The sequence below is a fragment of the Burkholderia sp. PU8-34 genome (assembly GCF_053427725.1).
In genome coordinates this window covers 66,690-89,257 of sequence record NZ_JBSAXC010000016.1, presented here as the reverse complement: position 1 = coordinate 89,257, position 22,568 = coordinate 66,690, and the positions used below count along the sequence as shown (strand labels likewise).

The following is a 22,568-nucleotide window of genomic DNA, read 5'->3' as shown; positions in this document are numbered from 1 at the left end:
CGTACGCAGGACGGCGCACGAACCTATCTGAGAAATGTATGGGCCGAATTATAGCGGGTTCGCTTTTCATCCGAAGACCGTCCGAATGGTAGGGTCCGTTCATTTCACCGGTTTTCCGTCGACCGATCGGCCAATCTGTGTCGCTCGATCGGCTCCTGTGGCGGGTCTGCCGGTGCCCGGAACACCGCCGACACTGTGCAAGCGCACGTCCGGGAACAAGCCTGTGGATCATCGCAACTTACCGCCCTGAATCAAGACGAAGCCTCTACAGCGGCACTTGTGGGGGTCACCTGGCCAGTCAGCTCACAGATTTTCCGACTGTTCGTCCGGCACTTATCCCCATGTCGAGTCATCGAGACGCCCGCACCCGCATCGGCACACCTCAGACAAAACCGGAGTGTTTCATGTGAAACATCGCATCCGCCTCCATGGCCTGTTCACGCTAATAACGGGCTTGCGCTGGTCAGCAGAAGGGCCGAGCGCATGGAGCATGACGCGGTGATCGGCCCTTCTGGTGGCCAGCCTCGTAGGCCGGCCACCACGAATGAATTTTTAAGACCAAGGGAACGTGCGCTGCCGACCGCATTGCGGCGTCGATCGTCGCTTGTTTGGCTCGGTCAAACGGTGCGCCTCACTCCTTGCACGCGCCCGAAGGAAGTCCCCTTGGCGGAAAGCCGGCAAGTCTCAGTCGCGCGCGGAGCCTGTGCCGGCTCAGCCGGTGCCATTCCCAACCCCAAACAAAAACGGCGTGTTTCACGTGAAACACGCCGTCCGCTTCCCCTCCAGCCGCCCTAACAATCAGGCCGACTTCTTCGTCAAACCGAGGTAGGTCTCAATCACACGCGGATTCTGTGCCAGTTCGGCCGCCGGCCCCTCCAGCGCAAACTCGCCCGTCTCGAGCACATAGCCGTAATCCGAGATCTGAAGCGCCGCACGCGCATTCTGCTCGATCAACAGCGTCGCAACGCCTGTGCCACGCAGCGCGCTGATGATATGAAAAATCTCCTTCACGATCAGCGGTGCAAGGCCCAGGCTCGGCTCGTCGAGCATCAGCAGGTCGGGCTTGCCCATCAGCGCCCGCCCTACCGCCAGCATCTGCCGCTCGCCGCCGGACAGCGTGCCGGCCGCCTGATTGCGCCGTTCCCTCAGCCGCGGAAACAGTGCAAACACGTGATCGAGCTGGTCGAGAAAGTTCGCCACGCCCGCCTGCTTGCGCCGGTAAGCACCGAGCACGAGGTTGTCCTCCACCGACATCGTGCCGAACAGCTCGCGCTTTTCCGGCACGAGGCACATGCCGCGCGCGACACGCTGCTCGATCGGCAGCGCGCCGACGTCGGTGCCGCGATACACGATCGCGCCCGACGCATGCCCGGTCACTGGCAACGCGCCCATGATCGCGTTCAGCAGCGTCGATTTGCCGGCCCCGTTGGGCCCGATCACGCTGACGATCTGGCCAGCGCCTACCTTGATCGCCGCGCCGTGCAGCGCCTCCACCTTGCCGTACCGGACTGCGAGCCCGTGCACGTCGAGAATCGGCGTCGTTGTGTCCGTCATCATTCCACCCCGCCCAGATAGGCTTCGAGTACCGCCGGGTCCTGCTGCACGTCCTGCGGCAGTCCTTCCGCGATCCGCGTGCCGAACTCCATCACCACCAGCCGATCGGTGAGATTCATCACGAAATCCATGTCGTGCTCGACGAGCAGCACGCTCATGCCTTCCGCCTTCAGCCGTCGCAGCAGGTCCGCCAGTTGCTGCTTCTCCTTGTAGCGCAGCCCGGCGGCCGGCTCGTCGAGCAGTAGCAGTGTCGGATCGCAGCACAGCGCACGGGCGATTTCGAGAATCCGCTGCTGGCCGAGCGCGAGGCTCCCCGCTTCGTCATACATGTGGTTCTCGAGGCCGACGCGACGGATCTGGCGCGCCGCCTCGGCCAGCAACTGCGCCTCCTCGTGTGCGTTGAGCCGCGCAATGCTGCGCCAGACGCCGGTCCTGCCGCGCAGATGCGCACCGAGCGCGACGTTTTCCAGCACCGTCATCCCCGGCAGCAGCTTCACGTGCTGGAACGTGCGGCCGATCCCGCGCCGCACGATCTCGCGCGACGTCAGGCCGTCGATCCGCTCGCCGCGGAACGTGATCGTGCCGCGCGTCGGCTTCAACACGCCCGTCACGAGGTTGAACGTGGTCGATTTGCCGGCGCCGTTCGGCCCGATCAGGCCGATGATCTGCCCTGCGTTGACCTCGAAGCTCACGTCGTTGACGGCCACGAGCCCGCCGAACTGCTTGCGCGCGTTGTCGACGACGAGCAGCGTCTCGCCGCTGGCCGGCCTCGTGCGCTGCGGCAAAGGGTCGGCGCCGTGCGGCGCGTGCGCGCGCGGGCCACGCGGAAACAGTCTCGCGACGAACGGCCAGACGCCCTGCCGTGCGTACTGCAGCAGCAGCACCATCACGACGCCGAACACGATGATCTCGAAGTTGCCTTCGGCGCCGAGCAGCTTCGGCAGCAGCGTCTGCAGATAGTCCTGCAGCACGGTGAGGATCGCCGCACCGAGCACCGCGCCCCACACGTGCGCGACGCCGCCGACCACCGCCATGAACAGGAATTCGATCCCGTGGTTCAGGCCGAACGGCGTCGGGTTCACCGCGCGCTGCAGGTGCGCGTACAGGAAACCCGAAATCGCCGCCAGCACCGCCGCGTAGACGAAGATCACGACCCGCATCCACGCGGTGTTCACGCCCATTGCCTCGGCCATCACGCCGCCGCCGCGCAACGCGCGGATCGCGCGGCCCGGCCGGCTGTTCAGCAGGTTCTGTACGGACACGATCGCCGCCAGCACGACGGCCCAGATCAGGAAATACAGGTTGCGCCCGCTGTCGAGCACGATGCCGAACAGGTTCAGCGCCGGAACGCCGTTGATCCCGTCGTACTTGCCGAGCAGCTCGAGGTTGCCGAACAGGTAGAACAGCGCGAGCCCCCACGCGATCGTGCCGAGCGGCAGGAAGTGCCCCGACAGCCGCATCGTCACCGCGCCCAGCACGAGCGCGACGAGCCCCGTCAGCACGACGCCGGCGATCAGCGCGAGCCACGGTGACACGCCAATGGCCGTCGTCAGGTATGCGGTCGCATACGCGCCGATCCCGACGAACGCCGCCTGTCCGAAGCTCGTCATCCCGCCGACGCCCGTCAGCAGCACGAGCCCGATCGCGACGATCGCATCGAGGCCGATGTAGTTCAGCAGCGTGATCCAGTATTCCGGCACCCGCAGCGCGCCGGGCAGCACCGGCAGCGCGAACAGCACCACGAGAAACAGCCAGAACGTCTTGTTGCGCAGCATCGTCTTCATCGGGTCACTCCTCGTCCTCTTCCACGTGCGGCGTCGCGAAGCTGCGCCACAGCAGCACTGGAATGATCAGCGTGAACACGATCACTTCCTTGTATGCGCTCGCCCAGAACGACGAATACGACTCGAGCACGCCGACGAGCAGCGAGCCGGCCGCCGCGAGCGGATAGCTGACGAGCCCGCCGATGATCGCGCCGACGAAGCCCTTCAGGCCGATCAGGAAGCCCGAGTCGTAGTAGATCGTCGTCAGCGGGCCGACGAGGATGCCGGACAGCACGCCGAGCGCAGCCGCGAGCGTGAACGCGAGCCGCCCCGCTTCCGTCGTGCCGATGCCGACGAGCCGCGCGCCGAGCCGGTTCACCGACGTCGCGCGCAGCGCCTTGCCGGCGATCGTGCGGCCGAAGTACAGGTACAGCGCCGCGATCATCACGAGCGCGGTGACGACCACCAGGATGCTTTGCAGCGACACCGTCAGGCTGCCGATCGACAGCGACGCATCCGAGAACGCATTGGTGCGCGACCCTTCGGCGCCGAACATCACGAGCCCGAGGCCCACCATCGCAAAATGCACGGCGACCGACACGATCAGCAGCAGCAGCGTCGTCGCCTCGGCGATCGGCTGATACGCGAGCCGATACATGAACGGCCCCATCGGCACGACAATCGCGAGCGTCAGCGCGATCTGCGCGAGCATCGGCAGCGGCTGCGAGGCGACGCTGCGCGTGACCGCGAACACCGCGAGCGGCAGCAGCACGTAGCGGCTCCCGAGCGTCGTCAACGTGCGGCCGAGCGGGTGGCGACGCTCACGATGCCGGATCAGGCCGCCGACTTCGAGCACGAAGCACGCGATGCCCATCACGAACAGCAGCCAGCAGGTGGCGGGAAATTTCTGCGCCTGCAACGCAGCCAGCGTCAGCGCACCGTAGGCGACGAACTCGCCCTGGGGAATGAAGATCACCCGCGTGACGGAAAACACCAGCACGAGCGCCAGCGACAGCAATGCATAAATGGCGCCGGTCGTGATGCCGTCTTGCGCGAGGATCGCCGCAATCGAGAGATCCATACGTTTCGTGTATCGAGAAGGCTGCGGGACGAACGGCGATCACCGGCCGGCTGAACGCGGGCCGGGGGCACGACGCGGTGCGCGCGCGCACGATCGATTGAATCACCGTTCGCGGGATGCGTGATGACCGCCACGCACGGTCACCGGCGGACGGCGCGCAGCGTCCTTCACGACGCGCGCGCCTGCCCCATTCACGTGGAACTCACTCGGCCTGCAGCTTCCACTTGCTGTCGACGATCTGCACCATCACGCGCGCGCGGGTATCGAAGCCGTTGTGATCGGTCGGCGTCATGTTGATCACACCGTGCGATACAGGCAGATCCTTCACGTTCTCGAGCGACGCGCGCAGCGCTTCGCGGAACGCCTCGGTGCCCGGCTGCCCCTTCTTCAGCGCATCGGGAATCGCGCGCTGCAGCAGTTGCCCCGCGTCCCACGCATGGCCGCCGAACGTCGACACCGAGCCGGCACCGTACGCTTTCTCGTAGGCCACCCGGTACGCCTGCGACGGCTTCTTCACCGGGTTCGAATCCGGCAGCTGGTCGGTCACGAGCACGGGGCCCGCCGGCAGGATCTCGCCTTCGCAATCCTTGCCGCACACGCGCAGGAAGTCGTTGTTCGCGACGCCGTGGGTCTGGTACACCTTGCCCTTGTAGCCGCGCTCCTTCAGCGTCTTCGCGGGCAGCGCGGCCGGCGTGCCGGAGCCGCCGATCAGCACCGCGTCGGGGTTCGAGCCGATCAGCTTCAGCACCTGCCCCATCACCGACGCATCGGTGCGGTTATAGCGCTCGTTCGACACGATCTTGATCCCGTTCGCGGCGGCGGCCGCGCTGAACGTGCTGTACCAGCTGTCGCCGTACGCGTCTGCGAAGCCGATGAAGCCCACCGTCTTCACGCCGTGCTTCGCCATGTAGCCGGCAATCGCGTCGGCCATCAGCCTGTCGTTCTGCGGCACCTTGAACATCCATGCACGCTTCGCGTCCATCGGGGAAATGATCTGCGCGCTCGCCGCGAGCGAAATCGCCGGCGTCTTGCCCTGCGACACGGGGTCGAGCATCGCGAGCGAATTCGGCGTGACCGACGAACCGATGATCGCGTCGACGTGATCCTCGTCGATCAGCTTGCGCACGTTCTGCACCGCGCGGCTCGTATCGGACGCGTCGTCGAGCACGATGTACTGCACGCTCTTGCCCGCGATTTCCTTCGGCAGCAGCGCGATCGTGTTCTTTTCCGGAATGCCGAGCGACGCGGCCGGCCCGGTGGCCGACAGCGTCACGCCGATCTTCACCTGCGCCGACGCGCTCGCCGTCGCACACACGAGGCCCGCGGCGAGCACGGCCTCCATCCATCGATTCATCTTCATTTACGTTGTCTCCAAACGCTGCTCGAAAAATCCTCGGGGCGCTCGGGCGGCGCCCGGTCTCCAAACAAGTTAATAATTTAACTATCCGGCATGGCCGCGCCTACGCTCGTTTTCCCGTGAAACGCACGCCTGCCAGGGACGCGCCGCTCGCGGCCCGGACGACGTCACACGCGCGGCACGGCGCAGGCCGATCGCAGATCGTTGTGCACGGAACCGACGTACGCAACCCTCTGCGGCCGGCGTGTCGCCAGGATGAATGTGCGGGGATCGTGACAGGCACGCGGCCGAAGCAACGCCATTGCGCGGCGCCACCGGGCCGTCGGGTGGCTCGTGCGTGAAGCGTGCCGGGCAGATTCGTTCGACGGAAAACGGGACGCTCATGCGTGACGTGCGCCCGCCGGTTCGACAATGATCGGGAGCGCGTGAGTCGCCTTCAGCGACGGTGCCAGGACATCCAGGCCGGCCAAGCAACCCGCCGTGCAGCCCGATGCGGCAGCGGCCCCAACGCCGCTCAGCGCGCCTGTGCGCACGCGTCGTGCTGCATCGGCGGCCCCCGCCGCCACCCCCACTCCGATCCGTCGCCATGCGCTTCTCATTCAACCGCACTCCTTCTTCTGCATTCTGCTTGTAGGAGAACTGCCGACCGTATTCCCGACCGCCTGGTCGGTGAAAGGCGAGTGTAACGGACGCCTTCTGCGCGCGCCAACCGGGTAAGCCCGAAGCAGGCATGGGTTCGCCGCGACGCGATCGAATGACGGAAAAGCGGCAAAACGGGAAAACGAAAAAGCGGGAGAGACAGTGCGCCGGACGGCGACCGCAGGAAGGAACGCGTCGCCGGCCGATGCACCAACGGCAGGAAAACGCGCACACAAATGAAAAAGCGCTGTTGGATTCCGTCCAACAGCGCTTTGGGTCCGGGCACTTTGTGCCTCGATTGTCTCCTCGTTCTCCACCTGCAAAAATCGTTTCGCGGTGCATCAGAACTAGGACGAAGATTAAAGGAGCTTTCACACTGCGGCAACTTAGCATTTACCCCTATGGTGCATTGCCGCACGAAAATGGGGCACCAGAACACCGCGCGACGCCGGCCGGAGGCTGCGTCGATGCGCCCGCAACCATCGTCCGATGGTGCCTCGCATCAATGAGAGGCCCTGAGAGGCTTGTACCGCGCGATCATTTCGCCGACGATCCCGCGCCGGAACGCGAGCACGCACGCGATGAAGATCAGCCCGGTGACGATCGTCGCCGACTCGCCGAGCGAGTGGAACCAGCCGATGCCGGTCACCGACGCGAGCCATTCGCCGATATCGCCGAGCCGGTCCTCGAGCGCGACGATCAGCGCCGCGCCCAGCAGCGGGCCGAACAGCGTGCCCATCCCGCCGACGAGCGTCATCAGCACGACGAGGCCCGACATCGTCCAGTATGCGTCGGACAGCGTCTCGAAGCCGAGCACGAGCACCTTAAGCGATCCGGCGAGCCCTGCAAGCCCCGCCGACAGGATGAACGCGAGCAGCTTGAAGCGGTCGGTGTCATAGCCGAGCGAAATCGCGCGCGCCTCGTTCTCCTTGATCGCGCCGAGCACCTGGCCGAACGGCGAATGGACGACCCGCACGATGAACGCGCACGCGGCGACGATCACCGCGAGCACGATGTAGTACAGCGTGAGGTCGGACGACAGGTCGAGCACGCCGAACAGCCGGCCGCGCGGCACGCCCTGCAGGCCGTCCTCGCCGTGCGTGAACGGCGCCTGCAGATAGATGAAATAGACCATCTGCGCGAACGCGAGCGTGATCATCGCGAAGTAGATCCCCTGCCGGCGGATCGCGAACAGGCCGACGACGAGCCCGAGCAGCGTCGCCGCGGCTGTGCCCGCGAGCACGCCGAGCTCGGGCGTCGCGCCGAGCGTCTGCATCGAATAGCCGGTCAGGTAGCCGGCCGTCGCGAGGAACATCGCATGGCCGAACGACAGCAGCCCCGTATAGCCGATCAGCAGGTTGAACGCGGCGGCGAACAGCGAGAACGTGAGCACCTTCATCACGAACAGCGGATACACGCCGATGAACGGCGCGGCCAGCAGTGCGGCGAGCAGCACGCCGTAGAGCACTTTTCTCTGCATCATTTTTCCTTGCCGAAGAGGCCCGCCGGACGGATCAGCAGCACGATCGCCATGATCACGAACACGACCGTCGCCGACGCCTCCGGATAGAACACCCGCGTAAGGCCCTCGATCACGCCGAGCATCAGGCCCGTCAGGATCGAGCCGAGGATCGAGCCCATCCCGCCGATCACGACCACGGCGAACACCGTGATGATCATCGGCTGGCCCATCAGCGGCGAGACCTGGATGACCGGCGCGGCCAGCACGCCCGCGAACGCGGCGAGCGCGACGCCGAAGCCGTAGGTGAGCGTGATCATCATCGGCACGTTCACCCCGAACGCCTCGACGAGCTTCGGATTCTCGGTGCCTGCGCGCAGGTACGCGCCCAGGCGCGTCTTCTCGATCACGAACCACGTCACGAGGCACACCGCGAGCGACGCGACGACGACCCACGCACGGTAGTTCGGCAGGAACATGAAACCGAGATTGGTCGCGCCGGCGAGCTGCGACGGCACGTCGTACGACTGGCCGGACGAGCCGTAGATCGAGCGGAACACGCCTTCCACGACGAGCGTGAGGCCGAACGTCAGCAACAGCCCGTACAGGTGGTCGAGCTTGTACAGCCAGCGCAGCATCGAGCGCTCGATGACGACACCGAACACGCCGACGACGAGCGGTGCGAGCACGAGCATCGCCCAGTACGGCAGCCCGAAATACGACAGCCCCATCCACGCGAGCATCGCACCGAGCATGAACAGCGCGCCGTGTGCGAAGTTGATCACGTTGAGCAGCCCGAAGATCACCGCGAGCCCGAGGCTCAGGATCGCGTAGAACGAGCCGTTGACGAGCCCGAGCAACAGCTGGCTCAGCATCGCGGGCAGCGGAATGCCAAAGATTTCCATCGATTCTGCCGTCAGAGTGAGGTTCGTTGCGTGCGCAACCAGCGTGCGGCACGCCCGCGCACGGGCAGCGGCGCGGGCGATCCGGAGTCCGGCCGCCCCGCCCTGCCCACTGCCGTTGCCGCTGCGCGCATCAAGCCGCGCGCCGCGGCAGCGCGCTTACTTCCACAGCGCGCAGCGCGTTTCCTGCTTCGTCGTGAATGCCTGTTCGCCCGGAATCGTCGCGAGCACCTTGTAGTAATCCCACGGCTCCTTCGATTCGGACGGCTTCTTCACCTCCATCAGATACATGTCGTGGATCATGCTGCCGTCCGCGCGGATATAGCCCTTCGCGTAGAAGTCGTTCACCTTTGTCTTCTTCAGCTCGGCCATCACCTTGTCGGAGTCGGTCGTGCCGGCCGCCTGCACGGCCTTCAGGTACGTCGTCACCGACGAATAGTCGGCTGCCTGCAGGCTCGACGGCATCTTCTTCATCTTGCCGAAGTAGCGCTGCGCCCACTGGCGCGACGCCGGGTCGCGGTTCCAGTACCAGCTGTCGGTCAGCACGAGGCCCTGCGTCGTCTCGAGGCCGAGGCTGTGCACGTCGTTGATGAACATCAGCAGCCCGGCGAGCTTCATCGTCTTCGTGATGCCGAATTCCTTCGCGGCCTTGATCGCGTTGATCGTGTCGCCGCCCGCGTTCGCGAGGCCGAGGATCTGCGCCTTCGACGACTGCGCCTGCAGCAGGAACGACGAGAAATCCGACGCGGACAGCGGATGCCGCACCGCACCCAGCACCTGTCCGCCGCTCGCCTTCACGACGTCCGACGTGTTCTTCTCGAGCGCCTTGCCGAACGCGTAGTCGGCGGTCAGGAAGAACCATGTCTTGCCGCCCTGCTTCACCACCGCCGAGCCGGTGCCTTTCGCGAGCGCCATCGTGTCGTACGCATAGTGCACCGTGTACGGCGTGCACTCCTCGTTCGTCAGCGTGTCCGCGCCCGCGCCGATGTTGATGTAGACCTTCTTCTTCTCCGCGGCGAGCTTGGCCATCGCCAGCGCCGTCCCCGAATTCGTGCCGCCGACGAGCAGGTCGAGCCCGCCGCGGTCGATCCACTCGCGCGCCTTCGACGCCGCAATGTCCGCCTTGTTCTGGTGATCCGCGTACACGACCTCGATCGGCTTGCCGAGCACCTTGCCGCCGAAGTCGGCGACTGCCATGCGGATCGCCTCGAGGCCGCCCTGGCCGTCGATGTCCGCGTAAAGCCCCGACATGTCGGTGACAAAACCGATCTTCACGGTGTCCGCTGCCTGCGCGGCGCCGGCGGTGAACGCGGCGGCCGCGAGCGCGAAACAGGCGCGTGCGAGGGTCTTCATTTTCATTGACGTCTCCTGTTCTTCTGATGCGTTGTGGTTATTCGAGGCCGCCACGGCTAGCGGCTAGGGGATGGCGTCACACGCCGAGCAGGTCGTGCAGGACCGGCATCTTGCTGTCCAGTTCGGCCGCGCCGAAATGCTCGACGATCCGGCCGTGCTCCATCACGTAGAAACGGTCGGCAAGCGGCGCGGCAAAGCGGAAGTTCTGTTCGACCATCACGATCGTGTAGCCGCGCGCCTTCAGCGCGACGATCATCTTCGCGAGGGTCTGCACGATCACGGGCGCGAGGCCCTCGGAAATCTCGTCGAGCAGCAGCAGGTTCGCACCGGTGCGCAGGATCCGCGCGACCGCGAGCATCTGCTGCTCGCCGCCCGACAGCCGCGTGCCCTGGCTCTGCCGGCGCGAAGCAAGGTTCGGAAACATCCCGTAGATGTCGTCGAGCGACATCGCGTTGTCGCGCGGCCCGATCATCGGCGGCAGCATCAGGTTCTCCTCGCACGACAGGCTCGAGAAGATCCCGCGCTCCTCCGGGCAGTATCCGACGCCGAAATGCGCGATCCGGTGCGTCGACAGGCCGATCGTCTCGTTGCCCGCGACCTTGATCGACCCGCTGCGCCGGCCGGTCAGGCCCATGATCGCGCGCAGCGTCGTCGTGCGGCCCGCGCCGTTGCGGCCGAGCAGCGTCACGACCTCGCCGCGGTGCACGGTCAGGTCGACGCCGTGCAATATGTGGGATTCCCCGTACCAGGCTTCGAGCCCCGAGATGTCCAGCGCAGGCGTGCCGCTTTCGACGCCGCTCAATTCGCGTTCCTCCCGTTCGCTATGCTTCATGCGTGCGCCCCCGCGAGCGCCGCGTCGGCACTGCCCATGTATGCCTCGACGACGAGCGGGTTCTTCGATACCTCCGCATACGAGCCTTCGGCGAGCACCTCGCCGCGCTGCAGGACGGTGATCGTGTCGGAAATGCCGGCAATCACGTTCATGTTGTGCTCGACCATCAGGATCGTGCGGCCGCTCGCGACCTTCTTGATCAACGCCGTCACGCGATCGACGTCCTCGTGGCCCATCCCTTGCGTGGGCTCGTCGAGCAGCATCAGTTCCGGCTCCATCGCGAGCGTCGTCGCGATCTCGAGCGCGCGCTTGCGGCCGTATGCGAGCTCGACGGTCGGCACGTGCGCGAAATCGGTGAGGCCGACCTGCGTGAGCAGGTCCATCGCGCGATCGTCGAGCGCTTTCAGCGTGCGCTCGCTGCGCCAGAAATGGAATTCGGTGCCGAGCGCGCGCTGCAGGCCGATGCGCACGTTCTGCAATGCGCTCAGGTGCGGAAACACCGCGGAGATCTGGAACGAACGGATGATGCCGCGCCGCGCGACCTGCGCGGGCCGTTCGTCGGTGATGTCGATGCCGTTGAAGACGATCTGGCCGGCCGTCGGCGTCAGGAATTTGGTCAGGAGGTTGAAGCAGGTCGTCTTGCCCGCGCCGTTCGGTCCGATCAATGCGTGGATCGCGCCGCGGCGCACGCGCAGGTTGACGCCGTTCACGGCGGTGAAGCCCTTGAATTCCTTCGTCAGCCCGCGTGTTTCGAGAATCGTGTCGCCGAGAATCATGTTCCCTTCCGTCCGAAGTCAGGCGAAGCACCGGGAGGAGTCGCGCAAGCGGCCGCGAACATGTCAGCGGATGAGTAAGGCTGCCCCCGAGCGCTATGTCACGCGTCGTGAGTGGTCTCCCGCGCCGACGTGTATGCACACTGCGGAACATTGTCGCGCCGTTGGTGCAGTGCAATCATCGGGATTTGCACTTATAGGGCTGGCCGCCATATCGAACGGATCGGAACAGCGTTTTACGGAATGTTTTTTTCGCGATCCGTGCCGTTCGCGTCACGCATGCGCGCGAGGCCGCGCCGCAGCGCGGGGCGCGCGCATGCAGCGATCGCATTCCATTTGCGCTTACTTACGCAACAAATCCCGCAACAAATTGCGCAACAAAAATCCGGTGCGTCATTGCAACACGCCTATCCGCCAATGTTTTTTAAATCGAAATAATCTGCGGGCCGCCCTGTTGATATGCATAGCGAATTATGCCGGCGCCCGCCTGTCGGCCCGCTGTCGCGCAGGCCGAGGATGTCACGCGGCGGACACGGTCGCATCGGTGCGCGCCTGCGTCGCATCGCGCGCCGCGCGCCGGTCCGCGCGGATCATGTCGCTCGCGCGCTCCGCGATCATCAGCGTTGGCGAATTGGTGTTCCCCGACGTGATGAACGGCATCACCGACGCATCGACGACCCGCAGCCCGGCGACGCCGCGCACCCGCAGCCGGCTGTCGACCACCGCGCGCTCGTCGTCCGCGCGGCCCATCCGGCAGGTGCCGACCGGGTGGAAGATCGTCGTGCCGACCGCGCCTGCCGCGTCGACCAGCTCCGCGTCGCTCCGGTAGCGCGCGCCCGGCAGGATTTCGTCCGGGCGGTAGCGTGCGAGCGCCGGCGCGGACGCGATCCGGCGCGTGAGCCGCAGCGCGTTCACGGCGACGTGGCGATCGTAGTCGGTCGACAGATAGTTCGGCGCGATCGCGGGTGCGGCGCCGGGGTCGGCGCTCGCGATGTGGATGCTGCCGCGCGACGTCGGCCGCAGATGGCAGACCGACGCGGTGAACGCGTTGAAGCTGTGCAGCGGCTCGCCGAAGCGCTCGAGCGACAGCGGCTGCACGTGATATTCGAGGTCGGGACGCGTGAGCGCCGGGTCGTCCGGGTCGGATTTCGCGAACGCGCCGAGTTGCGACGGCGCCATCGACATCGGCCCGCGCTGCAACAGCGCATATTCGGCGCCGATCATCAGCTTGCCCCACCAGTGCGCGGCGAGCGTGTTGAGCGTGCGCACGCCGTCGACGCGAAACGCCATGCGCAGTTGCAGGTGGTCCTGCAGGTTTTCCCCTACGCCGCGCAGGTCCTGCACGACGCCGATTCCGAGCGCCTGCAGCCGCCGGCCGTCGCCGATGCCGGACAGCTCCAGCAGCTGCGGCGAATTGACCGCGCCCGACGTCAGCAGCACCTCGGCGCGTGCGCGCGCGACGAACTCGGTGCCGCCGCCGCGATATTCGACGCCGACCGCGCGCCGCCCTTCGAAGATCACGCGCTGTGCCTGCGCGCCGGTGATCACGGTGAGATTCGGCCGCGACATCGCCGGACGCAGGAACGCCTTCGCCGCGCTCCAGCGCACGCCGCGCTTCTGGTTCACCTCGAAATAGCCGACGCCCGAGTTGTCGCCGCCGTTGAAATCGTCGGTGGCGGGGATGCCGGTTTGCTGCGCCGCCTGCGCGAACGATTCGAGAATCTCCCAGCGCAGCCGCTGCTTCTCGACGCGCCAGTAGCCGCCTGCGCCGTGCGCGTCGCTCGCGCCCGCGTGGTGATCCTCGCTGCGCTTGAAAATCGGCAGCACGCTGTCCCACGACCAGCCCGCGTCGCCCGTCTCTTGCGCCCAGCTGTCGTAGTCCTCGCGCTGGCCGCGCATGTAGATCATCCCGTTGATCGACGACGAGCCGCCGAGCACGCGGCCGCGCGGGTACGACAGCGCGCGGCCGTTCAGCCCCGCTTCCGGCTGCGTCTTGTAGAGCCAGTCGGTGCGCGGATTGCCGATGCAATACAGATAGCCGACCGGAATATGGATCCAGTGATAGTCGTCCTTGCCGCCGGCTTCGAGCAGCAGCACGCGGACCTCCGGATCTTCGGTCAGACGGTTCGCGAGCACGCAGCCCGCGGTGCCCGCGCCAACGATCACGTAATCGAATTCACCCTCGAGCGTCCGTTCAATGTTCACAACCTGCCCCCTGTCGACCAGCGTTAGCGCTTTAGCGCTTACGCGGGTCCCATGCTTCGCGGTCGACCAGCATCAGCCCTTTAGCGCTTACTCCGGTCCCATGCAAAGCTCGTTTGTTGTGTGCCGCACGCATGCGCACGGCCGCCATTTCCAGCATAGCGCGTCGGGCGGCGGCCGCAGCGCGCTCCGCCCGATCCGCCCCGCTCGCCCCCGCCAGCCGCTGCGCGGGCGGCCGAGTCGGGCGACGTGACCGATGCAGCGTACTCCCGGTGCGCGCCACCGATCCAATGAGTTATGCTCAAACGCATCATAAGCTGCGCTTATATCACTCGGGATCAATCACGACGATGGACCTCACCCTGCTCCGCGCATTCGCCGCGGTGGCCCGCGAAGGGAACCTGACGCGGGCCGCCGAGCAGCTGCACGTCACGCAGCCGGCCGTCAGCCTGCAGATCAAGCATCTGCAGCAGACGCTCGGCGTCGTGCTGTTTACGCGCACGTCGCGCGGGCTCGCGCTGACACGCGACGGCCAGACGCTGTTGCCGCACGCGGAACGCGCGCTCGCCGCCGCCGCCGACGTGCAGCGCGCCGCCGCCGCGCTGCGGCACGAGGTGCGCGGCCGGCTGCGGATCGGCACGATCCTCGACCCCGAATTCCTGCGGCTCGGCGGGTTCCTGCGCGCGCTCGTCGAGACCCATCCGCAGATCGAGACCGCGCTGCGGCACGGGATGTCGGGCTGGGTGCTCGAGCAGGTGCGCGCGCAGGCGCTCGACGTCGGCTACTACATCGGCCAGCCGCGCGAGGACGAGCCGCGCGACGGTGCGCTGTTCCATACCGTGACGCTCACGCATTTCCAGTACCGGGTGCTCGCGCCGGCCGGCTGGAAGGAGCGCGTGCAGCGCGCGCAGGACTGGCGCGCGCTCGCCGCGCTGCCGTGGATCTGGACGCCGCCGCAGTCCGCGCATCACCGGCTGCTGTCGCGCCGGTTCGCGGACGCCGGCGCGCAGCCGGTGAAAGTCGCCGAGGTCGACCAGGAGCAGTCGATGCTCGATCTCGTCAAGTCGGGAATCGGGCTCACGCTCGCGCGCGACTCGACCGCGCTGGCGCAAGCGCACGCGCACGCACTGACGATCGTCGAGCGCGTGACGGTGCCGACCGAACTGACGTTCGTGACACTTGCCGCGCGGCGCGACGAGCCGGCGATCGCGGCCGCGCTGCGCCTGATCGACGCGCAGTGGGCGATATGAGCGATGTTGATGACTGCCGGGCCGCGACGATTGCCGTCCGGGATCGCCTGAGCCTCGGCTGCTGACGCGCGCGGGCACCGTCACGTCGCCGTCGCGGGCTTTTTGCTAGATTGTGCGTTCGCACTCGTCAGCCCCTCGCCGCCCGAAGGAGAAAGCATGGCCCGCAACATCGAGATCAAAGCCCGCGCCCGCGAATTCGATCGGCTGCGCGAACGCGCGGCGGCCCTCGCCACCGAAGCGCCGCTCTTCTACCGCCAGCAGGATTTCTTCTACGACGTGCCGCGGGGTCGGCTGAAGCTGCGCCGCTTCGAGGACGGCACGCCGGCCGAGCTGATCTTCTACCAGCGCGACGACCGCGACGGCCCGAAGGCGTCGTATTACACGCGCAGCCCCGTCACGAACCCGGACGCGATGCATGCACTGCTCGCGACCGCGCTGACGACGCGCGGCATCGTCACGAAGGAGCGGCACGTGTACCTCGTGGGCCGCACGCGCATTCACCTCGACCGCGTCGACGGCCTCGGCGACTTCATCGAGCTCGAAGTCGTGCTCGCGCCGGACGACGACGAAGCGGGCGGCGAAGCCGAAGCGCACGACGTGTTCGCGAAGCTCGGCGTATCGCAAGACGACCTGGTCGCGGTTGCGTATGTCGACCTGCTGAACGCCGACGCGCCCGAAACGGCGGCCTAGAAGGGCCTGTTCACGCCAATAACGGGCTTGCGCTGGCCGCCACAAATGAATTCGTCAATCACGGGAACGTGCGTGGCCCGTCAGGCCGCGCCCGGCTCCAGATGGGCGAGCGGCAGCGGCCCGTTGCGCTTGAAGGTCGTCAGCACGATGTTCGAGCGCACGCTGTCGACGCCCGGCACGCGCATCAGCTTCTTCATCACGAACTGGGACAGCGCGTTCAGGTCCGGCGCGACGATCCGCAGCAGGTAGTCCGCGTCGCCGACCACAGCGTGACATTCGAGCACTTCCGGCAGCACGTCGATCTGCTGCTGGAACTGCTCGATGATCGAATCGCCGTGGTGCTTGAGCTTCAGGCTCGTGAACGCGGTGACACCGAGCCCGAGCCTCTCCGGCCGCAGCATCACCCGGTAGCCCTCGATCACGCCGGCGGCCTCGAGCCGCTGCAGGCGCCGCCCGATCTGCGACGGCGACAGCGGCACCTCCTCGCCGAGCTGCTGATGCGTGGCCCGGCCGAAGCGCTGCAGCACGTCGAGCAGCGCCAGGTCGAAGTGATCGAGTTCCAGCATGAGAATTCTCCGCGTGATTCGGTTATTTAATGCGCGATTATCGCATTGTTCGGCGAATAACCGCCGATTTTGCGCCCAATCCGCGCGAGTCCCGCTCTACACTTGCATGCATCCCAACCGCAACGTGCAGAGCCGAACATGTCCACCGTCGTCACCGCGAAACTGCAGGAACAGTTCGACGCGGGCCTCGAAACCCGCGCCGATTTCACCATCGACCAGCCGCTCGAACGCTACGGCCGGGTCGACCACGCGGTGTGGCATCAGCTCTATGCGCGCCAGTCCGCGCTGCTGCAGGGCCGTGCGTGCGACGCGTTCGTCGCCGGGCTCGCGAAGATCGACCTGCCCGCCGACCGCGTGCCGTCGTTCGCGGACGTCAACCGCCAGCTGAAGCCGGCGACCGGCTGGGAGATCGTCGCGGTGCCGGGGCTCGTGCCCGACCGCGTGTTCTTCGAGCATCTCGCGAACCGGCGCTTTCCGGTCACCTGGTGGATGCGCCGCCCCGACCAGCTCGACTATCTGCAGGAACCGGACTGCTTCCATGACCTGTTCGGCCACGTGCCGCTGCTGATCGACCCCGTATTTTCCGACTACATGCAGGCATACGGCCGTATCGCGCTCGCGGTCGCCGACGATCCGCACGCGCTCGCGCGGCTCGCGCGCCTTTACTGGTACACCGTCGAGTTCGGGCTGATCCGCGACCCGCGCGGCACGAACGGGCTGTCGATCTACGGCGCCGGCATCGTGTCGAGCAAGGGCGAGAGCCTGTACAGCATCGAAAGCGCGGCGCCGAACCGGCTCGGCTTCGACCTCGAGCGCGTGATGCGCACCCAATACCGGATCGACACGTTCCAGAAGACCTACTTCGTGATCGACGATTTCGCGCAGCTGTTCGCGCTTGCGCACGTCGACGGCCGCGCGCTCGCCGACCGGCTCGCCGGCCTGCCCGAATACCCGGCCGGCGCGGTGCTCGACACCGACCGCGTGCTGCATCGCGGCACGGGCGAAGGCTGGCCGGACGACGCGGACGCGTGACGTAACGCGCTACGGCGCGGCAGCCACGCCGACACCTGACACACAACTATGGAAGAATGGTCGGTGCCGGCGGCGCTGCCGTGCGACGCAGGTCGCGCGCAGCCCGCCATTTCCGAACGAGGTGCACGATGATCCACAAACTCACATCAGAAGAACGCAAGACCCGCCTCGAGCGCCTGCCGCACTGGACGGCCGTGTCGGGCCGCGACGCGATCCAGCGCAGCCTGCGCTTCGCCGATTTCAACGAGGCCTTCGGCTTCATGACGCGCGTCGCGATCAAGGCGCAGGAGATGAACCACCATCCGGAATGGTTCAACGTCTACAACCGCGTCGACGTCACGCTGTCGACCCACGATGCGGACGGCCTGACCGAACGCGACATCGAGCTCGCCCACTTTATCGACCAGGCCGGCGCGCACGCGAAACCCGCCGCCTGACGATGTCTTTCCGCCCGCGCGCAGTTTCGGCGCGCGGCGCGTCAACTTTTCATTTCGCTGAACGTTTTCTACGATGTACTCAGCGAAAGCCTTCAGCTTTCCAAGCGTTCCTTAAGGCGCACGTAAGCGTCCCACGCTTTCCGCGCCTTGGGGTCCAAACCTTCCAGTTGTACGGCGGTTTGGCGCTGTACAATCAGCAGCGCATACGGCTTGGAGAGCGCGCTGGCCTCTTCGCAGAGTCTCAGTTCGTCGCCGCTCGACGGCGAGCGGGCGCGCCAGAAATTGATCGCGGCTTCAAGGTCGTGGATCGAAATATCGGACATGGTTGGTTTATATCGTTCGCTGGCCGCCTGCTTGACGTCAGGCTTTGCGGCGGCGCCCTGTGGAAACGGCGTCGTGCTGTCCGCGTGCCTGAACCGCCAACCCATTGTACTTGAGCGAAATTCATGCGACTCCTTCTGATCGAAGACGACCGCCCCATTGCACGCGGTATCCAGAGCAGCCTCGAACAGGCTGGCTTTACCGTCGACATGGTGCACGACGGCATTTTTGCCGAGCAGGCGCTTGCCCAGAACCGTCACGAACTCGTGATCCTCGACCTCGGCTTGCCGGGCATCGACGGCATGACGCTGCTCACCCGGTTCCGCCAGACCAACCGGCATACGCCCGTCATCGTGCTGACCGCGCGCGACGAGCTGAACGACCGGATCCAGGGCCTGAACTCCGGCGCCGACGACTACATGCTGAAGCCGTTCGAACCGGCCGAGCTCGAAGCGCGGATCCGCGCGGTGATGCGCCGCAGCGGCCCGCACAGCGACATGCCGCGTCCGGAAGTGTCGCTCGGCGGCGTCCGCCTGTCGGGTGTCGACCGCCGCATCTTCAACGACGACAAGCCGCTCGAACTGTCGCCGCGCGAATTCGCGGTGCTCGAAATGCTGCTGCTGCGTCATGGCCGCGTCGTCAGCAAGGCGCAGCTGCAGGATCACCTGACGCACTTCGGCGGCGATCTCGGCGACACCGCGATCGAAGTCTACGTGCACCGCGTGCGCAAGAAGCTCGAGCAGTGCCGTGTCGAGATCGTCACGGTCCGCGGCTTCGGCTACCTGCTGCAGGAAATCCGCCAGACGGCCAGCGTCTGACCGACCGGAGGCAGACCGTCGGCGGGCGTCCGCCCGTGTCTGCCTGCCCCCGTGTCCGCCTGTGCGCCCCGCCGCCCGACCGCGCCGCTCCCCGTGAGCGGCGCTTATCCATTTCCTGCCCGAAATGTCTTCTGATCCGGCTGTGAACAGCCTGCGCCGCTCGCTGTTGCGGCGCCTCGCCGCGCCGCTGTCGATGCTCGCGCTGATGAGCGGCCTGATTGCGTACTGGCTCGCGTGGCAATACACGCAGCACGTGATCGACCGCTCGCTCGCGGATCTTGCCACCGCCATCTCCAAACAGATCCAGATCGCCGGCCCCGACGCGCCGTTCACGGTGCCGCCGCTCGCGCAGGCGATGTTCTCCGATCCCGCCGAAGCGCTGATCTACCGGATCAGCGACGGCGAGCAGGAACTCGCCGGCGATCCGAAGCTGCCGCTGCGCGGCACCAACGTGCGCCGCATGCATCACGCGTACGTGTTCGAGGCCGAATACGACAACCGCGCGGTGCGGGTCGCGCAGGTGCGCGTCGAGGAAGTCGACGGCGGCAAGCCGATGGTCGTCGAAGTCGCGCAGCCGGTCCGGCACCGTTACCGGATCGCGGCCGAATTCCTCGTCGCGATCATGATGCCGCTGCTGCTGCTGCTGCTTGCGGGATGGGGGATCGTGTGGCGCGTCGTGAACCAGCAGCTCGGCCCGCTCACGCATCTCGCCGATTCGCTGAACCGGCAGACCCACACGTCGCTCGAGCCGGTCGACGAGACCGATGTGCCGCTTGAGATCCGGCCGCTGACGAGCGCGATGAACGCACTGCTCGGGCGCCTGAAGACCGCGCTCGACGCGCAGCGCAAGTTCATCGCCGACGCCGCGCACCAGCTGCGCACGCCGCTCACCGCGGTGAAGCTGCATGCGGAACAGGCCGCTGTCGCGCGCGACCCGCAGCAGACCTTCGCCGCGGTGCGCGAATTGCGCGCGGCGGCCGACCGCGCGGTGCGGCTGTCGAACCAGCTGCTGTCGCTCGCACGGGCGGAGCCCGGCGAGCAGGCTGCGCGCTTCGTCGACGTCGACCTGGCCGCGATGGCGTTCGAGACGGGCGCCGAATGGGTGCCGCGCGCGCTTGCGTCGCACGTCGACCTCGGCTTCCAGCGCAGCGACGATCCGGGCGACGACGAAACGCTGTTCGTGCGCGGCAACCCCGTGCTGCTGCGCGAGGTGATCGCGAACCTGCTCGACAATGCACTGAAGTACGTGCCGCTCGCGCGGCCGGACGGCGCGCGGATCACGGTGAACGTCGCGCGCGGGTTGCTCGACACGGGCGCGCCGGCGGCCGAGATCGTCGTCGAGGACAACGGCCCGGGCGTGCCCGCGAGCCAGCAGGCGGACCTGTTCAAGCGATTTTTCCGCGGCGATGCGCAAAGCGGCAACGGCGTCGAGACGGGCGCGGGCCTCGGCCTCGCGATCGTCCACGACATCATCGCGATGCACGGCGGCACCGTGTCGTACGAGGATGCGCCGGAAGGCGGTTCGCGCTTCGTGGTGAGGGTGCCGCTCGTCGAGCGGGCGGCCAGGCCGGCCAGCGCCGTGCCGGCCACGGCATCAACCCACTGAGGGCACCGACGGCAGCGCGGACAGGCGGCGCACGGCGTGCGCCGCCGACGCTCACTTCTTCTTTTTCTTGTCCTTGGCCTTCCCGTCCTTCTGCGCGGCCTCGCTCTTCTTCTTTTTCTTCTTCGTAGCCGTTTCGGAGGTCGCAAGCAGCGTGCCGCGGCACGATTCCGCGCCGCAATGGCATGCGTATTCGCGCTTCAGCTTCTTCGTCAGCTTCGCGTCGATCACGAGGCCGTAGTCGTAGAACAGCTCCTCCGCCGGCTCGATGTCGCGCAGCGCGTGGATGTACACGCGGCCGTCGACTTCCTCGGCCTCGCAGTTCGGCGCGCACGAGTGGTTGATCCAGCGCGCGCTGTTGCCGTCGACCTTGCCGTCGATCACCCCGCCCTCCTCGAGCGCGAAGTAGAACGTGTGGTTCGGTTCGTTCGGATCGTGCGGATGGCGGCGCAGCGCTTCCTTCCACGAAATTCGCTCGCCCTTGTATTCCACAACGCGCTCGCCGGTCTTGATCGGCGCCACGGCGAACACGCCCCTGCCGTGCACTCCCGAGCGGCGCACCGCGATCCTGCGTGAACTCATCGAACGAATCCTTCTGAAGACGACTTGAAATGAAAACGCGGCGCCGATCGGCGCCGCGTCAGGGCATGCGGCGAATCACCCGCATCCTACACGTTCGGGATTGCTTCGTTCAACCGCGCAACCCGTACCACCCGCGTTCAGCCACACGCGGCCGCACTCGGCCGCATTCAGCGCTGGCCGAACGCGATATCGCCGAACAGCGTCTTGTGCTCGCGCGGCTGCGAGCGCCAGTACTGCGGCGGCGCCGTCACCTGCGCGCCAAGCGCTGCGGCCGCGTGCCACGGCCAGCGCGGGTCGTACAGCATCGCGCGCGCCATCGCGACCAGATCGGCATCGCCCGCGTCGATGAGCCGGTTCGCATGCGCGGGCTCGTCGATCAAGCCCACCGCGATCGTCGGCATCCCGACCGCACGCTTCACCGCCTGCGCGAACGGCACCTGATAGCCGGGCGACAGCGGAATCTTCTGCAGCGGCGACACGCCGCCCGACGACACGTCGATCCAGTCGCAGCCACGGCACTTGAGCTCGTGCGCGAACGCGATCGTGTCCTCGAGCTCCCAGCCGCCTTCGACCCAGTCGGTCGCCGACACGCGCACGCCGACCGGCCGGTCCGCGGGAAACGCCGCGCGCACGATCTCGACGATCTCGAGCGGAAAGCGCATCCGGTTCTCGCGCGAGCCGCCGTATTCGTCCGTGCGCCGGTTCGCGAGCGGCGACAGGAACTGGTGCAGCAGATAGCCGTGCGCCGCGTGCACCTCGATCGCGTCGATGCCGAGCCGCGCCGCGCGCTTCGCGGCAGCCGCAAACGCATCGCGAATCCGGTTGAGCCCCGCGGTGTCGAGCGCGAGCGGCGGCGTCTCGCCGTCCTTGTGCGGCACCGCCGACGGCGCATGCGGCAGCCATCCGCCGTCCGCGACCGGGATCAGCTGGCCGCCATCCCACGGCACGTGGCTCGACGCCTTGCGCCCCGCATGCGACAGCTGCATCGCGATGCGGATCGGCGAATGCTTGCGGATCGCCGCCAGCACCGGTTTCAGCGCGGCTTCGGTGACGTCGTCCCACAAGCCGAGGTCGCCATGCGTGATCCGTCCGTCCGGCTCGACCGCGGTCGCTTCGATGCAGAGCAGCCCGGCGCCGGACAGCGCGAGATGGCCGAGGTGAATCATGTGCCAGTCCGTCGCCTCGCCACGCTCGGCCGAATACTGACACATCGGGGATACGACGATCCGGTTCGGAAGGGTCACGCCGCGCAGCGTGAAGGGGGTAAACAGCGCTGTCATCGAGGCCGCCCGCAGGATGAGGGAATGAGCGGCTGAGCGTAGCACGCGCGCGCGAAGCGCGCAGGAAGGGGGTG

20 protein-coding genes are annotated in these 22,568 nt (G+C 66.8%); 6 read left to right on the top strand and 14 right to left on the bottom strand.

Features of this window, described 5'->3' with window-relative positions:
- Positions 1–798: 798 nt before the first annotated feature.
- The 10 genes from ACV22Z_RS28795 to ACV22Z_RS28750 all read right to left on the bottom strand — a co-directional run bounded on the left by ACV22Z_RS28795 (position 799) and on the right by ACV22Z_RS28750 (position 13,918).
- Positions 799–1,554 carry an ABC transporter ATP-binding protein gene (locus tag ACV22Z_RS28795; protein ID WP_448079701.1) on the bottom strand — a complete coding sequence of 252 codons (756 nt, stop codon included), beginning with the start codon at positions 1,552–1,554 and terminating at the stop codon, positions 799–801.
- Positions 1,554–3,338 (bottom strand): branched-chain amino acid ABC transporter ATP-binding protein/permease, encoded by a 1,785-nt coding sequence (locus ACV22Z_RS28790; RefSeq protein ID WP_448079649.1) that lies wholly within the window; start codon positions 3,336–3,338, stop codon positions 1,554–1,556. The genes ACV22Z_RS28795 and ACV22Z_RS28790 overlap by 1 nt, the downstream gene beginning before the upstream one ends.
- A 4-nt stretch (positions 3,339–3,342) precedes the next feature.
- Positions 3,343–4,398, bottom strand: a complete 1,056-nt coding sequence (locus ACV22Z_RS28785; protein ID WP_448079648.1) for a branched-chain amino acid ABC transporter permease — start codon at positions 4,396–4,398, stop codon at positions 3,343–3,345.
- A 202-nt stretch (positions 4,399–4,600) separates the two neighbouring features.
- Positions 4,601–5,758, bottom strand: a complete 1,158-nt coding sequence (locus ACV22Z_RS28780; protein ID WP_448079647.1) for an ABC transporter substrate-binding protein — start codon at positions 5,756–5,758, stop codon at positions 4,601–4,603.
- 1,138 nt (positions 5,759–6,896) lie between these two features.
- The gene (locus tag ACV22Z_RS28775) at positions 6,897–7,874 is read right to left on the bottom strand and encodes a branched-chain amino acid ABC transporter permease (RefSeq protein WP_448079646.1); all 978 of its coding nucleotides are present in this window, start codon (positions 7,872–7,874) and stop codon (positions 6,897–6,899) included.
- Entirely contained in the window at positions 7,874–8,758 is an 885-nt protein-coding gene (locus ACV22Z_RS28770; protein WP_448079645.1) for a branched-chain amino acid ABC transporter permease, read from the bottom strand. The genes ACV22Z_RS28775 and ACV22Z_RS28770 overlap by 1 nt, the downstream gene beginning before the upstream one ends.
- Before the next feature lie 156 nt (positions 8,759–8,914).
- Positions 8,915–10,114: an ABC transporter substrate-binding protein gene (locus ACV22Z_RS28765; RefSeq protein WP_448079644.1), complete on the bottom strand. Its 1,200-nt coding sequence runs from the start codon at positions 10,112–10,114 to the stop codon at positions 8,915–8,917.
- A gap of 70 nt (positions 10,115–10,184) precedes the next feature.
- Entirely contained in the window at positions 10,185–10,940 is a 756-nt protein-coding gene (locus ACV22Z_RS28760) for an ABC transporter ATP-binding protein (protein ID WP_448079643.1), read from the bottom strand.
- The gene (locus ACV22Z_RS28755) at positions 10,937–11,716 is read right to left on the bottom strand and encodes an ABC transporter ATP-binding protein (protein WP_448079642.1); all 780 of its coding nucleotides are present in this window, start codon (positions 11,714–11,716) and stop codon (positions 10,937–10,939) included. The genes ACV22Z_RS28760 and ACV22Z_RS28755 overlap by 4 nt, the downstream gene beginning before the upstream one ends.
- Positions 11,717–12,232: 516 nt before the next feature.
- Complete coding sequence (locus ACV22Z_RS28750) at positions 12,233–13,918, bottom strand: GMC family oxidoreductase (protein WP_448079641.1); 1,686 nt, start codon at positions 13,916–13,918, stop codon at positions 12,233–12,235.
- A 347-nt stretch (positions 13,919–14,265) separates the two neighbouring features.
- On the opposite strand from ACV22Z_RS28750, the gene ACV22Z_RS28745 reads away from it, so the two are divergent.
- Both ACV22Z_RS28745 and ACV22Z_RS28740 read left to right on the top strand, forming a co-directional pair.
- A complete protein-coding gene (locus ACV22Z_RS28745) occupies positions 14,266–15,165 on the top strand; it encodes a LysR family transcriptional regulator (protein WP_448079640.1) in 900 nt (299 codons plus the stop codon).
- Positions 15,166–15,321: 156 nt separating this feature from the next.
- On the top strand, positions 15,322–15,855 hold the full coding sequence (locus tag ACV22Z_RS28740; protein WP_448079639.1) for a class IV adenylate cyclase: 534 nt from the start codon (positions 15,322–15,324) through the stop codon (positions 15,853–15,855).
- 80 nt (positions 15,856–15,935) lie between these two features.
- On the opposite strand, the gene ACV22Z_RS28735 is transcribed toward ACV22Z_RS28740, so the two are convergent.
- Positions 15,936–16,421, bottom strand: a complete 486-nt coding sequence (locus ACV22Z_RS28735; RefSeq protein ID WP_448079638.1) for an Lrp/AsnC family transcriptional regulator — start codon at positions 16,419–16,421, stop codon at positions 15,936–15,938.
- 138 nt (positions 16,422–16,559) lie between these two features.
- On the opposite strand from ACV22Z_RS28735, the gene phhA reads away from it, so the two are divergent.
- The gene (phhA, locus tag ACV22Z_RS28730; RefSeq protein ID WP_448079637.1) at positions 16,560–17,453 is read left to right on the top strand and encodes a phenylalanine 4-monooxygenase; all 894 of its coding nucleotides are present in this window, start codon (positions 16,560–16,562) and stop codon (positions 17,451–17,453) included.
- Between the two features lie 80 nt (positions 17,454–17,533).
- Positions 17,534–17,890, top strand: coding sequence for a 4a-hydroxytetrahydrobiopterin dehydratase (locus tag ACV22Z_RS28725; protein ID WP_448079636.1), 357 nt, complete (start codon positions 17,534–17,536; stop codon positions 17,888–17,890).
- 92 nt (positions 17,891–17,982) lie between these two features.
- Here the strand turns inward: ACV22Z_RS28725 and ACV22Z_RS28720 are convergent, their stop codons facing one another.
- Positions 17,983–18,213: a DUF3717 domain-containing protein gene (locus ACV22Z_RS28720; RefSeq protein ID WP_448079635.1), complete on the bottom strand. Its 231-nt coding sequence runs from the start codon at positions 18,211–18,213 to the stop codon at positions 17,983–17,985.
- 123 nt (positions 18,214–18,336) lie between these two features.
- Here ACV22Z_RS28720 and ACV22Z_RS28715 point away from each other — a divergent pair, with 123 nt between their 5' ends.
- Positions 18,337–19,029, top strand: a complete 693-nt coding sequence (locus ACV22Z_RS28715; protein ID WP_006401494.1) for a response regulator — start codon at positions 18,337–18,339, stop codon at positions 19,027–19,029.
- A 124-nt stretch (positions 19,030–19,153) separates the two neighbouring features.
- The gene (locus ACV22Z_RS28710) at positions 19,154–20,635 is read left to right on the top strand and encodes a sensor histidine kinase (RefSeq protein WP_448079634.1); all 1,482 of its coding nucleotides are present in this window, start codon (positions 19,154–19,156) and stop codon (positions 20,633–20,635) included.
- Positions 20,636–20,686: 51 nt separating this feature from the next.
- Here ACV22Z_RS28710 and ACV22Z_RS28705 read toward each other — a convergent pair whose 3' ends face one another.
- The gene (locus ACV22Z_RS28705; RefSeq protein WP_448079633.1) at positions 20,687–21,214 is read right to left on the bottom strand and encodes an SET domain-containing protein; all 528 of its coding nucleotides are present in this window, start codon (positions 21,212–21,214) and stop codon (positions 20,687–20,689) included.
- A gap of 167 nt (positions 21,215–21,381) precedes the next feature.
- A complete protein-coding gene (locus tag ACV22Z_RS28700) occupies positions 21,382–22,494 on the bottom strand; it encodes an NADH:flavin oxidoreductase/NADH oxidase (RefSeq protein ID WP_448079632.1) in 1,113 nt (370 codons plus the stop codon).
- Between the last annotated feature and the right edge of the window lie 74 nt (positions 22,495–22,568).

Bases quoted from the DNA above. Each gene is read 5' to 3' on its own strand.
- phhA (WP_448079637.1), top strand. From the start codon at position 16,560: ATGTCCACCGTCGTCACCGCGAAACTGCAGGAACAGTTCGACGCGGGC.
- ACV22Z_RS28775 (WP_448079646.1), bottom strand. From the start codon at position 7,874: ATGCAGAGAAAAGTGCTCTACGGCGTGCTGCTCGCCGCACTGCTGGCC.
- ACV22Z_RS28715 (WP_006401494.1), top strand. From the start codon at position 18,337: ATGCGACTCCTTCTGATCGAAGACGACCGCCCCATTGCACGCGGTATC.
- ACV22Z_RS28700 (WP_448079632.1), bottom strand. From the start codon at position 22,494: ATGACAGCGCTGTTTACCCCCTTCACGCTGCGCGGCGTGACCCTTCCG.
- ACV22Z_RS28720 (WP_448079635.1), bottom strand. From the start codon at position 18,213: ATGTCCGATATTTCGATCCACGACCTTGAAGCCGCGATCAATTTCTGG.
- ACV22Z_RS28710 (WP_448079634.1), top strand. From the start codon at position 19,154: ATGTCTTCTGATCCGGCTGTGAACAGCCTGCGCCGCTCGCTGTTGCGG.
- ACV22Z_RS28740 (WP_448079639.1), top strand. From the start codon at position 15,322: ATGGCCCGCAACATCGAGATCAAAGCCCGCGCCCGCGAATTCGATCGG.
- ACV22Z_RS28780 (WP_448079647.1), bottom strand. From the start codon at position 5,758: ATGAAGATGAATCGATGGATGGAGGCCGTGCTCGCCGCGGGCCTCGTG.
- ACV22Z_RS28705 (WP_448079633.1), bottom strand. From the start codon at position 21,214: ATGAGTTCACGCAGGATCGCGGTGCGCCGCTCGGGAGTGCACGGCAGG.
- ACV22Z_RS28760 (WP_448079643.1), bottom strand. From the start codon at position 10,940: ATGAAGCATAGCGAACGGGAGGAACGCGAATTGAGCGGCGTCGAAAGC.
- ACV22Z_RS28735 (WP_448079638.1), bottom strand. From the start codon at position 16,421: ATGCTGGAACTCGATCACTTCGACCTGGCGCTGCTCGACGTGCTGCAG.
- ACV22Z_RS28745 (WP_448079640.1), top strand. From the start codon at position 14,266: ATGGACCTCACCCTGCTCCGCGCATTCGCCGCGGTGGCCCGCGAAGGG.
- ACV22Z_RS28790 (WP_448079649.1), bottom strand. From the start codon at position 3,338: ATGAAGACGATGCTGCGCAACAAGACGTTCTGGCTGTTTCTCGTGGTG.
- ACV22Z_RS28765 (WP_448079644.1), bottom strand. From the start codon at position 10,114: ATGAAAATGAAGACCCTCGCACGCGCCTGTTTCGCGCTCGCGGCCGCC.
- ACV22Z_RS28770 (WP_448079645.1), bottom strand. From the start codon at position 8,758: ATGGAAATCTTTGGCATTCCGCTGCCCGCGATGCTGAGCCAGCTGTTG.
- ACV22Z_RS28795 (WP_448079701.1), bottom strand. From the start codon at position 1,554: ATGACGGACACAACGACGCCGATTCTCGACGTGCACGGGCTCGCAGTC.
- ACV22Z_RS28785 (WP_448079648.1), bottom strand. From the start codon at position 4,398: ATGGATCTCTCGATTGCGGCGATCCTCGCGCAAGACGGCATCACGACC.
- ACV22Z_RS28755 (WP_448079642.1), bottom strand. From the start codon at position 11,716: ATGATTCTCGGCGACACGATTCTCGAAACACGCGGGCTGACGAAGGAA.